This window comes from Streptomyces paludis (assembly GCF_003344965.1).
Taxonomy (GTDB): domain Bacteria; phylum Actinomycetota; class Actinomycetes; order Streptomycetales; family Streptomycetaceae; genus Streptomyces; species Streptomyces paludis.
Genome location: NZ_CP031194.1, coordinates 4,098,479 through 4,113,364, shown reverse-complemented (window position 1 = coordinate 4,113,364; position 14,886 = coordinate 4,098,479). Strand labels below are relative to the sequence as shown.

Here is a 14,886-nt window from a genome sequence, read left to right as displayed (position 1 = left end):
CGCCGACTCCGCTGCGCTCCGCCCTTGAGAAGCCGTTGTTCTACCGGAAGGTTCGCTTGGCGATCGAACGGGGGTTCCCGGTGGGGTGGTCGTGGGGTGGTGGGTGCATGAAGGCAGGGCCTCCTGTGCAGCTCGTGGGTGTTGAAGTCCTTCGAGCAACAGGAGGCCCTGCTTGTTGCAGTCTTGCGTGTTCGCGTGGCGTGAGTCCAGCTCGGTTGCCCGGTCGTGTGATTGTCTCGCGCACCTGTACGGGAATGCCGCTGATCATGGTGATCGTGTGCGGCGGTATCCGTCGGACATGACGGATGAGGAGTGGGCGGCGGTGCGGGGACTGCTGCCGGTGCCAGCGTGGATGAACGGGCGGGGTGGCCGGCCGGAGGGCTACTGCCACCGGCAGATGATCGACGCGGTCCGCTACCTGGTCGACAACGGCATCAAGTGGCGGTCGATGCCCGCCGATTTCCCCGTCTGGGACCGGGTCTACGCCTTCTGGCGGCGCTGGCGCGACACAGGGCTGACCGCCGAGTTCCACGACCGGCTGCGCGGGAAAATCCGCGAGAACGAGGGCCGCGGCCCGGAGCCCACAGCCGCAGTCATCGACTCCCAGTCGGTCAAAGCAGCCGCATCGGTGCCCGCCGCCTCACGCGGCTACGACGGCGCCAAAAAGATCAACGGACGCAAACGCCACATCATCGTGGACTGCCTCGGCCTGCTGCTCACAGTGCAGGTCACAGCGGCTGATGTGACCGACCGCGAGGCCGCCTGCGATCTCCTGGAACAGCTCCGTGCCCGGCACCGGAAGATCCGCCTGGTCTGGGCCGACGGCGGCTACTCCGGCCGCCTGGTCGACTGGACGGCCGAAACACTCCAGCTCACCCTCAAAATCGTGAAACGCAGCGACAGTACACGCGGGTTCACGGTCCTGCCGCGCAGATGGGTGGTGGAAAGAACGCTGGGCTGGCTGATGCGCTCACGACGTCTGGCCCGGGACTACGAGAGGCGGCCAGACAGCAGCGAAGCCGCCGTCCTGTGGTCAATGACCATGCCCCTCGGCCGCAGACTCACCCGCACCCGCAATGTCACCCTGCCGTCGCCCGCCGCGGCGTGAACACCCCGGGACGCGCCTCAGCCACCCAGCCCCGCTCCACCAACCGCTTCACCTTCCTCCGCAACCCCTCGATCCTCAACGGCACCACCTCCAAACCCAACCGCCCCGCCAACTCCCGCGCCCGCACCCCACTCCCACCCGCCTCCGCCACCACACCCACCATCCGCCGATAATCCGGCGCAAGCACCTCCACCGACAAACCCTCCCGCCAGTACGGCACCACCGACCCCACCACCGGAACCCTGGTCACCACCGCCACCGCAACCGGCTCCCCGTCGGCCTCCAACCCCGGCCCCGGCGAAGCCAGAGCCTCAGCCAGCTCCACACGCGCAATCACCCGCCGCTCCAACACCGCCTCCGCCTCGGCAAGACCCGCCAGCACCCGCTCCACCTCCCCACGAAGCTCCTCAACCCGAACCAACGCAGCCCTCTCCCGCGCCTCCAGCAAACCCATGACCGAAACCACCGACAACCTCCGCACCATCCCCGGGCAAACACGACAGCCCGACCCTTCCTCAATGCCGCAGAACCCATGCCCGACCAGCAAAAACCCACCAACCATGTCCGGAAAGACAACAGCTACTTACACCTCCCCTTCCGGCGCGCGTACGGAAGAGGGGGGGCGGCCGGGGGGAGGGGGCCCAAGGGGTCCGCCGTACTGCCACTCGGCTCAGGGGCTGGCAGGCCGGTGGGCCCTGCGGGGCTACGCGACAGAGGAATGGGGCGGCCCCACACCGGCTCAGCGGCCGACCGTCCGCTGTTGGTTGCGACTCAAGCCCCGCTGGTCACCGTTGCGTTGTGGCGCCCGGAAGGCGGACGGGTTCTGCGGCCCGGGCCGGGCCTGCGGGCCGCCCCCTTGCCAGCCTGTCCAATATAGGGCGGTTTGGTGAGCTGTTGGGAGTTCCCTCGGACGGCACATGTGTCCTCAGGTGCGTTAGCGGCCCTCCTAGACGCATGGACGGCCTTCAGGGGCCCACTTGCCGCCACCCGCGTCCCAGTAACCCCACAACCCACACCACGGTGACCAGCGGCGCATGTGTCCCGGCCAACGGGCGGCCGTCAGACGCTGAGACGAGCCGGGCAGCCCCATTCCTCTGCCGCGCGCCCCGCAGGGCCCACCGGCCGCCGGACCCTGAACCGGCCCGCGCTCCCGCGTACCTCCTGGGCCCCCCTTCCCCCCGGCCGCCCCTCCCGCACCTGCACTTGCGACTCCGGGGGAGGTGTCAAGGGTGGGCGCAGCCCATCGCGCAGCGACGCGACGAAGGAGCGCCCTTTACACCTCCACCGGAGACGCGACACTCAAAGCAGGAGGGGCGGCCCCGCACTCCACGCTCGCCGGCGCCCACCACACCTGGCGCCCGTATTGACCCGCACCCGACAACGCACCCAACAACACAACGCCCCCCGCTCACCCCGAAGACGCAGTCGGCGGCTCGTCGTCCAAGGCCGTGAGGCGTGTGGTGATGTCGTCGGCCAAGGCGTCCGCGAGCCAGTCGATGATGGCGCCGATGTAGCGTTCGGTCGCCTTCGCGCTGTCGGGGGTCGCCTCGATGAGGCGGGCCCGTTGGTCGTCGGGGTCGGTGACGCGTACGACCAGACCGCGCCGTTCCAACTCGTTCACCTGGCGGGTGACGTGCGGGCCCACGACCTGCATCCGCGCGGCGATCTCGCCGATCCGCAGCGGGCGGTCCGCCGTGTGCAGCGACAGAAGCACGGACAGCGCCGACCGGTCCACGTGGATCGCGGCGGCCTCCACGGCGAGGTCGGCGCGCACGCCCGAAGTCCCTCGCGCGCTCGACAAACGTACCTAAATTACGTATCCCCGGACCGTCCTCATCTCCGGCGCCAGCATCGCCGGACCCGCCCTCGCCCACTGGCTCCACCGTTACGGCTTCGACGTCACCGTCGTGGAGAAGGCCGACGCCATACGCGGTGGCGGCTACCCCATCGACATCCGCGGCACCGCGCTGGAGGTGGTCGCGCGGATGGGCCTCCTCCCGCGGCTCCGGGCGGCGCACATCGACAGCCGTGAGATCTCTTTCGTCGACGCCAACGGCGGCCGAGTGGCCACGCTACGGCCGGCGACCCTCACCGGCAGTGTCGAGGGCCGTGACATCGAAGTGCCCCGTGGCGATCTCGCCGACGCCCTCTACGACACCGTCCGCCACGACGTCGAGTTCCTCTTCGAGGACTCGATCACCACCCCTCCACGACCACGACGGCGGTGTGGACGATACATCTGCCCCGCTGGTCCACCGGCCTCGTCGCCTTCGTCGGGGATGCCGCACACGCCCCGTCGTTCCTCTCGGGGCAGGGTTCGAGCCTCGCGCTGGTGGGCGCGTACGTCCCCTCCCACGCCGGGCGCGCCGGCCGCTCCGCCCGCACCGGCCTGGCTGCCCACTCGGCCGCCTTCGCCGCGTACGAGGGCCGGATCAGGGAGTTCGTACGCCAGAACCAGGCGCTCGCCACCTCCGGAGGGACCGCCCTCCTGCCCCGTATCGCCGAGGAACTGGCCCTGCGTAACAACGCCCGGTAGCCCGTCACCGCTACTGCTACCGCTACCGCGCCCGCATCAGCAGATGCCCCCGCCGGAACCGCTCCCCCTCACACGGCTCGCGCAGCATCCGGCCGATCTCGGTGAACCCGGCCTCCCGGGCCAGCCCGGCGAGGTCGTCGATCGGCCAGCGGTACGCCGTCGTCACCTTGTGGTCGAACGATGTCACCGGGCCGCCCTCGGACTCGAAAAAGCCGAGCAGGAGTGTGCCGTCCACGGCCAGGACGCGGCGGAACTCGGCCAAGTACGAAGGGACTTCACCCGGCGGAGCGTGGATGACCGAGTACCAGGACACAACGCCGCCCAGCTCGCCGTCGGCCATCTCCAAGGCGTCCATCGACCCGGTCTCGAAGCGTAGGTCGGGGTATGTCTCCCGGGCCAGGCCGATCATCACCGGAGACAGGTCCACACCGGAGACATCCAGCCCCAGGTCCCGCAGATGTGCGGTCACCGGCCCGGGGCCACACCCCAGCTCGGCGACGGGCCCGGCACCGGTGGCCCGCACCCGCTCCGCGAACGCGGCGAGGATCGCGCGGTCCAGCGGGAGTGTGTTGAGGTCGTCGCGGGCGAGACCTGCGTAGAGAACGGCGATGGCGTCGTAGGCATCCATGGTCACGGAGAGATACGACGAGTACGCCGAGTACGCCGGCTCCGGAGACTCCGGCGACTCCGCCGACTCCGGCGCGCGTCCAGCTTCGGCTTCAGCTTCGAGCTCGGGTTCAGTCACGGGGGACGACCCTAGAGCGCACGCCCCCGGACCGCGACCGGATAAAAAAACACCGGCCGGGGGCACGATCCCAGTGATCGCACCCCCGGCCGGACAGGCAGACCGTAGTCCGGCCCCGACGGCTCAGCCCACGTGGCTCAGACGTCCTCGGGCTTCTCGTCGCCCGGCTCCAGGCCGAACTGCTCGACGAGCCACTTGTCGAACTCGATCGATGCACGCACCCAGCTGACCGTGGACGACACAAAGTGCTCAAGGTTGACGCCCATGCCGATCAGCATCTGCGCCTCACCGATGAGCCGCACGGTCGGCGGACCGTCGCCCTCCTCGTGCACGTGCGTGTAGACCTTGGGCCACAGGGTGCGGCGGTTCCAGTCGTCGATCGCGTCGAGGATCTTGGACTTGTCCGTGACCGGGTGCGGGCGGTCGTAGAACGTCCGCACCGAGAAGACCTGCTGGTCGTCCTCGCCCCGGAACATGAAGTACGTCCGGAACTCCTCCCACGGCGCCGCGAGGTCACCCTCGTCGTCGACGACGTACTTCAGCTCCATCTGTTCCAGGAGCTGCTTGACCAGGTCCTGGTCAGGGACGACGGGGCCCGCCGGTCCTGCACCCTGCGGTTGGGGCTGGCTGCCCCCGAAATTCGGAATCGAGGACGGGTCGATGCTCACCGTGAATTTCCCTTCGTACGGTTCCTGCCATCCTCCCCCATCCCGGGCCACGGGTGGCAACCCCATCGGCATCTCAGCGGGTCACGGATTCGTCATCCGCGGTCCGCGGCCCGAGCGAGCCCGTCCCTCAGCGGCTGACGGCCACCGCGCCGCCCCGCGCCCGGGCGCCCCGGCCCGTCGTCGGCGGGAGCCGGTGGGCGCGGACGGCGAGGCCGATCGTGCGGGTCAGCAGCATCGCGACGGCCATGAGGATCAGACCGTCCGTGAGGGCCGCGCCCGGGACCTGGTGGGTGACGCACCAGGCCGTCAGCTGCGCCGGGAACCAGTGCGAGGCACCGTACGAGAAGGCCGCGCGGGCGCCGATGACCACGATCCACAGGGCCGCGTACGGCGCGCCCGCGCCGCTGACCGGCTGTCCGGTGTCCCCGGCGCGGTGGACGCGCATCAGGGCGAGGGCCGCGAGGCCGCACAGGACGCCCGCGGCGGCGCCGGCGAGTTCGAGGGCGAGTCCCGTGCCGTGGGTGACCGGCCGCTCGATGAAGAGCGGAACGATGGCACCCGCCATGACGAGCGGGCGCAGGATGCGCATCGGACCGATCCTGCGGGCGCGGCCGAGGTCGCTGTGCAACACGGCGGCCAGGACAGCGCCATTGACGATCATCGCCTGGGTGAGTTCGGACACCATGACGTTCCTCCTCGGATCGCGGCTTCCCCCTCACCCACCACGATCCGCGCGTACGTCCGCGAGCGGATCGGAGCACGGGTTGGTCTTCACCGCGACGGCTCCACCCGATCCCCCACCCGATCCCCCACCCGCTTCTCCACCCACCCGTCCACCACCCGTCCGCCCACAGGCCGCCTCCGTCTCAAGCGGCCGATCCAGACCCCAGCCCGGACCCCGCCCCCGGTCCCCCCGCCCGTACGATCCTCACCGCGGTGCGCATGCGGGCTCGGTACTCCTCCGGGGGTGTGCGCAGGTGTTTCAGGCCGGATGAGGTCGCGTAGAGGTGGTTGGCCAGTTCCTCCGGTGGGATTCCGGCGGGTGCCCAGGTCTCGGCCACTCCCGTACGGGTCAGGAGGCCGGCGATGCCGCGTACGAACTCGGTCTCGGCCTCGCGTACGAGCGGGCCGCCCACCGAAGTCGCCGTCTCCATAAGCTCGTTGAAGCTTTCGCTCGCGACGCTGCTGACCGCGTAGCCGCAGAACGCCTCGAACGCTCCCACGAGCCGGTCCTCCGGCTCCAGGTCGTCGCGGTCGATCGCGGCGACCGCCGCCGCCCGCAGCTGGGCCACGAGCTGTACGAGGACCGCCTCGAAGAGCGCGTCCTTCGTCCGGAAGTGCAGGTAGAGCCCCTGCCGGGAGATGCGTGCCGCTCGCGCGAGGTCGTCCATCGACGCCTTCTTGAAGCCGTACCTCAGGAACACTCCCGCCGCGGCCTCGGTGATCTCGTCGCGCCGCGCCGACGCCATGTCCCGCTCACTCGCGCCCGCACTCACACCGGCACTCACACCCGCACCCGCGTCCGCACCCGGATTCGCGCTCACGTTCACACCCCTGTACCACCGCTGTCGCCGCCGTTCGACGTGAACGCGAACGTAACACCGGTGGCCTTCTCGCTCTCCTCCCAGAGCCGCCCCGCGACCGCCTCGTCCCTCGCCCGCCGCGACACGCGCGCGCGTACGGGAGCGCCCCGCGACTCGAAGAGGTGCGCCGGGCCCCAGTAACTGCCGCTCTCCGCCGCCGGATCGGTCGCCGCGAGGAGTGTCGGCAGGGCGCCGTCATGGGATGCCATCCCGACCAGGCGCTCAAGGAAGTGCACCGGGGCGCCGGCCGTCCGCCCCAGGTTCGTCGTGGTGAAGCCGGGGTGCGCGGCCGTCGCGCGTACCGCGGAACCGGCTGCCGTGAGGCGGCGCCGCAGCTCCAGTGTGAACATCAGGTTCGCGAGCTTGCTCTGTCCGTACGCCGCCATCGGCTTGTACGTACGGCGCGCCCAGTTCAGGTCGTCGAAGTCGATGCGCCCGATCCTGTGGGCCGCGCTGGAGACCGTGACGATACGGGAGCCCGCCGTGCGCTCCAGCAGCGGCAGCAGCCGTCCGGTCAGCGCGAAGTGGCCGAAGTGGTTGGTCCCCAGCTGGAGTTCGAAGCCCTGCTCGGTACGGGTGAACGGCGGCACCATCACGCCCGCGTTGTTCACCAGCAGGTCCAGCCGGTCGTTCTCCGCCGTGAACCGCTCGGCGAACGCGGCCACCGAGTCCAGATCCGACAGATCGAGCGCCGCGAACTCCACACTGCCCTGTGTCGACACACCGCCCTGCACCGACACACTGCCTTCCGCCGGCCCCGGCGCCCCCGCCCCTTCCGACCGCAGGGTGCGCACCGCCGCCTCCCCCTTGGCCGCGCTCCGGCACGCCAGCACCACCCGCGCGCCCTTCCGCGCGAGCATCCGTGCCGTCTCGTAGCCGATCCCGGAATTCGCTCCGGTGACAACGGCCGTCCGGCCGGTCTGGTCGGGAATGTCGTCGAACGTCCAGCGCGTCATGGCCGACTCCTTCTCCGCGGTTCTCCGCTGCCGATGCTGGCTGATGCCCCCGATCCCCACCCCCGAACATGTCAAGCAATACGAGCTTTACTCGATAGACTCATTCTGTCAAGCAATCCCGGCGCGCTCAGCGCCCGCCCGCCACCCGCAGGATCGTGCCCGTCGTGTACGAGGCGTCCGCCGAGAGCAGCCAGGAGACCGCGCCGGCGATCTCGTCGGGGCGGCCGGCGCGGCCCAGCGGGATGCCGGGGGCGAGCTTCCGCGGGCGTTCGGGGTCGGCGTGGAACCCGGTCCAGATGACGCCGGGGGCCACCGCGTTGACGCGGATACCGGCCGCCGCGACCTCCTGCGAGAGGCCGACGGTCATCGTGTCGACGGCGCCCTTGGCCGCCGCGTAGTGCACGTACTCGCCGGGGCTGCCGAGCGTGGCGGCGGCCGACGAGATGTTGACGATCGCGCCGCCGCCCGTACGGGTCATGTCGCGGATCGCGCGCCGGGCGCAGAGCAGATAGCCGACGACGTTGACGTCCAGCGCCCGCCGGATGCCCGCCGCGTCCGCGTCGGCGAGCGGGCCGACGGGGCCGCTGACCCCGGCGTTGTTCACCAGGCCGGTGACCGGGCCGAGTTCGGCCGCCGCCGTCTCGAAGAGACGGTCGACGGCCGCCTCGTCGGCGGTGTCGACCCGTACGGCCGCACACCGCCCGCCCGCCTTCCGTACCGACTCGGCGACGGCCTCCGCCGCCGTCTCGTCGGAGTGGTACCCGAGGGCGACGTGGTGGCCGTCCGCCGCGAGCCGCTCGCAGATCGCGGCGCCGATGCCCCGGCTGCCGCCCGTGACAACAGTGACCCGTCGCTCGTCGCCCATAGGTACGTACTCCCCGTTATCGAACCATTACGCCAATTGCGGATGATCCTATGGCGCCTTCTCCCACGGCACCGCTCCCACCGGCCCCGAGGTCCCCACCGACCCCGCCACCCCCGACGCCACGATCAGCCCCGCCTCCGGCCGCTCCCCCGCCCGGTCCACCCGTACCGTGTCGCCGTCCCTGATCTCGCCCGCCAGGATCTCCTTCGCCAGCTGGTCCCCGATCGCCGTCTGCACCAGCCGCCGCAGCGGGCGCGCGCCGTACGCCGGGTCGTTGCCCTCGTCCGCGAGCCACTCCAGCGCCGCCGGGGTGACCTCCAGCGTCAGCCGGCGCTCCGCCAGCCGCTTCGCCAGCCGCGCGATCTGGAGGCCCGCGATATGGGCGAGTTCGTCGCGCGACAGGGCCGAGAAGACGACCAGGTCGTCCAGGCGGTTGAGGAACTCCGGCTTGAAGGAGGCCCGTACGGTCTGGAGGACCTGCTCCTTCTTGCGCTCCGGGGTCGACAGCGGATCCACCAGGTACTGGCTGCCGAGGTTGGACGTCAGCACCAGGATGGTGTTGCGGAAGTCCACCGTCCGCCCCTGGCCGTCGGTGAGCCGGCCGTCGTCCAGCACCTGGAGCAGGACGTCGAAGACCTCCGGGTGGGCCTTCTCGACCTCGTCCAGCAGCACCACGCTGTACGGGCGGCGGCGCACTGCCTCGGTGAGCTGGCCGCCCTCCTCGTAGCCGACGTAGCCGGGAGGCGCGCCGACGAGGCGGGCCACCGAGTGCTTCTCGCCGTACTCGCTCATGTCGATACGGACCATGGCGCGCTCGTCGTCGAAGAGGAAGTCCGCGAGCGCCTTCGCCAGCTCGGTCTTGCCGACGCCGGTCGGGCCGAGGAAGAGGAAGGAGCCGGTGGGCCGGTCCGGGTCGGCGATGCCCGCGCGGGAGCGGCGTACGGCGTCGGAGACGGCCTGTACGGCCTCGGACTGGCCGATCAGACGGCGGCCCAGCTCCTGTTCCATCCGCAGCAGCTTCTGCGTCTCACCCTCCAGCAGCCGGCCGGCCGGGATGCCGGTCCAGGAGCCGACCACGTCCGCGATGTCGTCGGGGCCGACCTCGTCCTTGACCATCGTGTCCTTGGCGGCCTCCTGCTCGGCCTCCGAGGCGACCTCCAACTCCCTTTCGAGGCCCGGGATCTCCCCGTACAGCAGCTTGGAGGCGGTGTCGAAGTCGCCGTCGCGCTGGGCGCGTTCGGCCTGTCCGCGCAGTTCGTCCAGGCGTTCCTTCAGCTCACCGACCCTGTTCAGCCCCTGCTTCTCCTTCTCCCAGCGGGCGTTGAGGCCGCGCAGCTCCTCCTCGCGGTCGGCGAGGTCGCGGCGCAGCTTCTCCAGGCGCTGCTTGGAGGCGGGGTCGGACTCGTTCTTGAGCGCCAGCTCCTCCATCCGCAGGCGGTCGACGGAGCGCTGGAGTTCGTCGATCTCGACGGGCGAGGAGTCGATCTCCATACGGAGCCGGGAGGCGGCCTCGTCGACCAGGTCGATGGCCTTGTCGGGCAGGAAGCGCGAGGTGATGTAGCGGTCGGAGAGGGTGGCGGCGGCGACCAGGGCCGCGTCCGCGATCTGCACCTTGTGGTGGGCCTCGTAGCGGCCCTTGAGCCCGCGCAGGATGGCGATGGTGTCCTCGACGGTGGGCTCGGCGACCAGCACCTGCTGGAAGCGGCGCTCCAGCGCGGCGTCCTTCTCGATGCGCTCGCGGTACTCGTCGAGGGTGGTCGCGCCGACCATGCGCAGCTCGCCGCGGGCGAGCATGGGCTTGAGCATGTTGCCCGCGTCCATGGCCGAGTCGCCGCCGGCGCCCGCGCCGACGACGGTGTGCAGTTCGTCGATGAAAGTGATGATCTGACCGTCGCTGCCCTTGATCTCGGACAGGACGGTCTTCAGCCGCTCCTCGAACTCGCCCCGGTACTTCGCACCGGCGACCATCGCGCCGAGGTCCAGCGAAACCAGCCGCTTGTTCCGCAGGGACTCCGGCACGTCGCCCTTGACAATGCGCTGCGCGAGGCCCTCGACCACGGCGGTCTTGCCGACGCCGGGCTCCCCGATCAGCACCGGGTTGTTCTTCGTACGGCGGGAGAGGACCTGGACGACGCGGCGGATCTCCTGGTCGCGGCCGATGACCGGGTCGAGCTTGCCCTCGCGCGCGGCGGCGGTGAAGTCCGTACCGAACTTCTCCAGCGCCTTGTACTGGCCCTCCGGGTCCGCCGTGGTGACCCGGCGCCCGCCGCGCGCCTTCTCGAACGCGTCGAGCAACTTCTCGGCGGCGGCGCCGCGCTCCGCGAGGACCGCGCCCGCCTGGCCGCCCTTGGCGGCGATACCGATGAGCAGATGCTCGGTGGACACGTACTCGTCGCCCAGCTCCTTGGCCCGGCGCGCCGCGTCGGCGAGGACGGTGAGCAGCTCCCGGTTGGGCTGCGGGGGCGCGACGGTCGACCCCGTCACGCTGGGCTCGGCCGCGAGCAGCCGCTCCGCCCCGGCCCGTACGGCGGCCTGGTCCGCGTCCACGGCGGCCAGCAGGTCGGTGACGTTCTCGTTGTCCTCGCCCGCCAGCAGCGCGAGCAGCAGATGCGCGGGGGTCAGATCGGGGTGTCCGGCCGCCAGCGCACGGCTGGTGGCCGCGTTGATCGCGTCCCGGCTCTTGTTCGTCAGCTCGGCGTCCACTGCGCTCTCTCCTCACCTGTGCGTAACCCTGGTGCGCTCCCGTACGGGGAATCCCGTCCCGGGACTCACCCTGACTCTCACAGCCTGCGCAAAGTTGAGTCTATGCCACTCAAGGCGTCACTCAAGGGCAATCACCCTAGGATTTCGGGCATGGCCCCTGACGTACGCGCCCCCAGTCCCGATCTTCTCGCGTTCTGGCGCGAGCACCACCTGTGCACCCTGACGACCCTGCGGCCGGACGGCAGCCCGCATGTGGTCCCGGTGGGGGTGACATACGACCCGGAGGCCGGGATCGCGCGCGTCATCACGAACCGGCACAGCCGCAAGGTCGCGAACATCCTGGCGGCGACCGGCCCGGAGGCGCCCCGGGTCGCCGTGTGCCAGGTCAAGCAGGGCTACTGGTCGACGCTGGAGGGCCGGGCCACGGTCCGTACGGACGCGGAGACCGTCGCGGACGCGGTGAGCCGTTACGCGGAGCGCTACGGCCGCACACCGGCGCCCAACCCGGACCGGGTGGTCATCGAGATCGCGCTGGACCGGGCCCTCGGCCGCGGCTGACGTACGCGGTGGCTCCGGAGGGCACGGAAAGGCCCGGGTACGGCGGGGCGGCTCCGGACGGGGCCGTCCGAGCGCTCCGCGCCGTACCCGGGCAGCACAGCGGCGCCATCGAGTTTCAGGTCCACGATGGCGCCGCTGTGTGGGGGAAGCGTCTGAGCGATTTACAACGACGGGGGAATCGCTCAGGCGCTGCGGGGGGTGGCGATGGTGGTTCTTGGGCCGACCAGCTGGTGATCACGCTGGTCGAGGTTGACGAAGATCATGTCGTATCGAATGGCACATCGGACGGGACGCGGGGCCCCTCGCGGCCTGCGCAGGCAGCGGTAGGCACGGACATCCTCGTCGTCCTCACGCACGACGACGACCGGCTCCCCGAAGAGAGTGACCATCAACGAGTCACCCCGGTGCGGGATGGCCGTGACCAGATCGATGAAGTGCCACCCCGATCGGTATGCCGTAGCCATCTCACGCCGGAAGACCCGGTCGTCCGGCGGGACAGTCATGCGCCGATGTCGGCCGGCGCTGTCCAGGCGATGTCGCCGTGAACGGAGTTCCACGCGATGTCGCCCGCTCCCGCGGCCCGAACGTTCCATGCGATGTCGCCCGGCGCCTCGGCCTGCGTGGTGGTGCCGGCCGGCGCGTTCCAAGCGATGTCCCCGCCGACGGCCAGCGCACCGAAGGCCAGAGCCGCAGAGAAAGCAGTGGCAACCACCGCGCGAAGCATTCTCTTATACATAGTCGGCTTCGTCCTCACTTGATGGATTCCTCTCCCCCGCCATCTGAACGATGTCCTATCCGGACACGTCAACACCACCGGGACGAGGCATCATGTTCCTGCATGTTCAAGACCCTGGGGGGTGGAGCTTTGACCACAAACAACGCGAAACAGACACATCCCCACCCCGTCACCGAATTGTGCGATGACGGGAGACGGCTTTACGCCAGCGCGCTGCGCTCGGGACGTATCACCCGCGGCGAGGCCCAGCAGGCCCCCTGCCTGATGGAATTCCCCCTGCTGCATCCCGACCCGGACGACTCCGACTGGCTGCGCCCGGTCCCGCCGTCCGCGGCCCTCGCCCAGCGGCTCAATCCGGTCGAGCGGGAGATCCAGGAGCGCCGGCACTTCGCCATCGAGCTGACCGACGCTTTCGAGCCGTTCATGAACATCACCGCCCAGGACCCGCCCACCACCCACGCGATCACCGTGCTGGAGGGCGACAGCCGGATCAACGCCGCGCTGGACCTCTCCACGGCCGAGTGCCGGACCGAGGTCCTCACCGTGCAGCCGGGCGGCGGGCGCAGCGAGCACTCGCTCTCCCAGGCCCTGGAGCGCGGCCGTACGGTGGTGGACCGGGGCGTCAGCATCCGCACGCTCTACCAGCACACGGTCCGGCACAGCCAGGGCACCATGGCCTACGCGGAGCAGCTGGCCAGGGACGAGATGGAGATCCGCACGCTGGAGGAGCTGACCGAGCGTCTGATCATCTTCGACCGCACGGTCGCGTACATCCCCGCCCGCTCGGACCGGCAGGTCGCCCTCGAACTCCGCCACCCGGGGCTCGTCGACTATCTGGCCCAGGTCTTCGAGCTGCTCTGGCGCCGGGCCACCCCACTGACCGAGCAGGTCGCGTACGAGCCGACGCCCGACGGCATCACGGGCGTCCAGCGGTCGATCGCGAAGCTGCTCATCGAGGGGTACGTGGACGAGGCCATCGCCCGCCGGCTGGGGATGAACGTACGGACCTGCCGCGCCCATATCGCCAAGCTCGCCACCACCCTCGGCAGCGGCAGCCGCGCGCAGCTCGGCTATCTCATCGCCCACTCGCAGATCCTGGACCAGGACGGCTGACAGCCCACCGCCCACGCCACCCCGGGCCGACAGCGACCCCTGTACGCCATCGGCCTTCTCCACCCTGCGCGTTCGGCCCGTACCGTTCAAGTGACAAGCGGCTGCACTGATGTGCGCTGCGGAAACGTGCAGGGATCAAACGAAAGGACCGGACATAACGTCGCGCGAGAGCACGTCCCCCTCCCCCTCCGTGCCGTCGCCCTCCCTCCCCATGCCGTCGCCCGACCTGTCGGCGGAGGCCCGCGCGCTGCTGCGCCGGCTCGTCCAGGGCGAACTCGTCGAGGGCTCCGCCCCCGGGTGCGCCGAGCTGGCCGCGCTCGGGCTGGCCGTGCACGACCCGCACCACGGGCGGTGGAGCGCGGCCGATCTCTACCACGCCGAGCAGACGGCCCTGGCGCGGGAGCGCGCCGGTATCGCGCGCCATCTGCGACGTATGGAGCAGTTGTCCGAGCTGCACCGGCAGATGCGCAACGCCGAACTGCCCAGCGGTAACGGCGTCGAGTTCCTCGACCGCAACGAACTCATCACCGCGGCCATCACCCGGGCGATGGACAAGGCGAAGAGCACCATCCGCACGGCGCACCCCGGCGAGAGACCGGCCGGGACACTGCGCAGCGCCGCCGTCTCCGACCTCGCGATCCTGCGGCGCGGGATCTCGTACCGCACGCTCTATCCGGACACGGCGCGCTCCCGGGCCGGTGAGCAGGAGTGGGTCGCGAAGGTGGGCGCGCACGGCGCGGAGATACGGACGAGCGCCACCGGCTTCGTCCGCATGATCCTGGTGGACCGCAATTTCGCCGTCGTCCCGGACCACCGGGCCGACGCGGGGCGGGACGACGCGTTCCGCATCACCCATCCGGGCATGGTGGCGCTTCTGCACCACGTCTACGACCACCAGTGGGAGCGGGCCGAGCCGTGGACGGGGGGCCGGTTCAGGCGGCGCGAGGAGACGCTCACGACGAGCAGGTCCCGGCGCATCCTCAACAAGCTCAGGGAGGGCCGTACGCTCAAGCAGATCGCCAGCGAGCTGGGGGTCAGCCTGCGGACCGTCAACAACGACCTGACCAAGCTCTACGAGGCCGTGGGCGTCGACACGATGTTCGCGCTCGGCGCGTGGTGGAGTTCGGAGGCGGCGGCGAAGGAACGCAAGCTGGGCTGAGGACCGGCCCGCGGACGCGGCCGAGCGCGGCCGAGCGGGCCGGAGACGGCCTCCCGGGCGCCGCTGGGCGCGCCGGAGCGGGGCCCGGTGTCCCGGTCCCACCCGGCCCGCCCGCGTCGCTCAGCGCGCCGTCAGCGCGGCGCTGCCGCCGGCGCA

Annotated in this window: 15 protein-coding genes and 1 pseudogene; 5 read left to right on the top strand and 11 right to left on the bottom strand. The window is 70.7% G+C overall.

Annotated elements, in window-relative coordinates:
• Positions 1-298 precede the first annotated feature (298 nt).
• On the top strand, positions 299-1,108 hold the full coding sequence (locus DVK44_RS18215) for an IS5 family transposase (RefSeq protein ID WP_114665245.1): 810 nt from the start codon (positions 299-301) through the stop codon (positions 1,106-1,108).
• On the opposite strand, the gene DVK44_RS18210 is transcribed toward DVK44_RS18215, so the two are convergent.
• Entirely contained in the window at positions 1,080-1,574 is a 495-nt protein-coding gene (locus DVK44_RS18210; protein WP_114665244.1) for a hypothetical protein, read from the bottom strand. The genes DVK44_RS18215 and DVK44_RS18210 overlap by 29 nt on opposite strands.
• Before the next feature lie 942 nt (positions 1,575-2,516).
• Positions 2,517-2,882 carry a MarR family winged helix-turn-helix transcriptional regulator gene (locus DVK44_RS18205; RefSeq protein ID WP_228447233.1) on the bottom strand — a complete coding sequence of 122 codons (366 nt, stop codon included), beginning with the start codon at positions 2,880-2,882 and terminating at the stop codon, positions 2,517-2,519.
• Positions 2,883-2,919: 37 nt separating this feature from the next.
• Here DVK44_RS18205 and DVK44_RS37170 point away from each other — a divergent pair.
• Positions 2,920-3,632 (top strand): annotated as a pseudogene (locus DVK44_RS37170) (hypothetical protein); the annotation flags it as partial.
• Between the two features lie 34 nt (positions 3,633-3,666).
• On the opposite strand, the gene DVK44_RS18195 reads toward DVK44_RS37170, so the two are convergent.
• The 7 genes from DVK44_RS18195 to clpB all read right to left on the bottom strand — a co-directional run bounded on the left by DVK44_RS18195 (position 3,667) and on the right by clpB (position 11,164).
• The gene (locus DVK44_RS18195; protein WP_114665243.1) at positions 3,667-4,272 is read right to left on the bottom strand and encodes a class I SAM-dependent DNA methyltransferase; all 606 of its coding nucleotides are present in this window, start codon (positions 4,270-4,272) and stop codon (positions 3,667-3,669) included.
• 254 nt (positions 4,273-4,526) lie between these two features.
• Positions 4,527-5,057: a YbjN domain-containing protein gene (locus DVK44_RS18185; protein WP_114660603.1), complete on the bottom strand. Its 531-nt coding sequence runs from the start codon at positions 5,055-5,057 to the stop codon at positions 4,527-4,529.
• A 127-nt stretch (positions 5,058-5,184) separates the two neighbouring features.
• Complete coding sequence (locus DVK44_RS18180; RefSeq protein ID WP_114660602.1) at positions 5,185-5,742, bottom strand: hypothetical protein; 558 nt, start codon at positions 5,740-5,742, stop codon at positions 5,185-5,187.
• 181 nt (positions 5,743-5,923) lie between these two features.
• Entirely contained in the window at positions 5,924-6,601 is a 678-nt protein-coding gene (locus tag DVK44_RS18175) for a TetR/AcrR family transcriptional regulator (RefSeq protein WP_162793937.1), read from the bottom strand.
• Positions 6,602-6,603: 2 nt separating this feature from the next.
• Positions 6,604-7,596, bottom strand: a complete 993-nt coding sequence (locus DVK44_RS18170) for an oxidoreductase (protein WP_114660600.1) — start codon at positions 7,594-7,596, stop codon at positions 6,604-6,606.
• A gap of 127 nt (positions 7,597-7,723) precedes the next feature.
• Positions 7,724-8,461, bottom strand: coding sequence for an SDR family NAD(P)-dependent oxidoreductase (locus DVK44_RS18165; protein WP_114660599.1), 738 nt, complete (start codon positions 8,459-8,461; stop codon positions 7,724-7,726).
• Positions 8,462-8,509: 48 nt separating this feature from the next.
• Entirely contained in the window at positions 8,510-11,164 is a 2,655-nt protein-coding gene (clpB, locus tag DVK44_RS18160; RefSeq protein ID WP_228447232.1) for an ATP-dependent chaperone ClpB, read from the bottom strand.
• A 150-nt stretch (positions 11,165-11,314) separates the two neighbouring features.
• On the opposite strand from clpB, the gene DVK44_RS36440 reads away from it, so the two are divergent.
• Positions 11,315-11,722, top strand: a complete 408-nt coding sequence (locus DVK44_RS36440; RefSeq protein WP_162793935.1) for a pyridoxamine 5'-phosphate oxidase family protein — start codon at positions 11,315-11,317, stop codon at positions 11,720-11,722.
• A 182-nt stretch (positions 11,723-11,904) separates the two neighbouring features.
• Here the strand turns inward: DVK44_RS36440 and DVK44_RS18150 are convergent, their stop codons facing one another.
• Entirely contained in the window at positions 11,905-12,225 is a 321-nt protein-coding gene (locus DVK44_RS18150; protein ID WP_114660598.1) for a Rieske (2Fe-2S) protein, read from the bottom strand.
• Positions 12,222-12,446 (bottom strand): 5'-nucleotidase, encoded by a 225-nt coding sequence (locus DVK44_RS18145; protein WP_228447231.1) that lies wholly within the window; start codon positions 12,444-12,446, stop codon positions 12,222-12,224. The genes DVK44_RS18150 and DVK44_RS18145 overlap by 4 nt, the downstream gene beginning before the upstream one ends.
• 114 nt (positions 12,447-12,560) lie before the next feature.
• Here DVK44_RS18145 and DVK44_RS18140 point away from each other — a divergent pair, with 114 nt between their 5' ends.
• Together DVK44_RS18140 and DVK44_RS18135 are read left to right on the top strand one after the other, a co-directional pair.
• Positions 12,561-13,571 carry a helix-turn-helix transcriptional regulator gene (locus tag DVK44_RS18140; RefSeq protein WP_114660597.1) on the top strand — a complete coding sequence of 337 codons (1,011 nt, stop codon included), beginning with the start codon at positions 12,561-12,563 and terminating at the stop codon, positions 13,569-13,571.
• 211 nt (positions 13,572-13,782) lie between these two features.
• Positions 13,783-14,730, top strand: coding sequence for a LuxR C-terminal-related transcriptional regulator (locus DVK44_RS18135; RefSeq protein ID WP_114660596.1), 948 nt, complete (start codon positions 13,783-13,785; stop codon positions 14,728-14,730).
• The last annotated feature ends 156 nt before the right edge of the window (positions 14,731-14,886 follow it).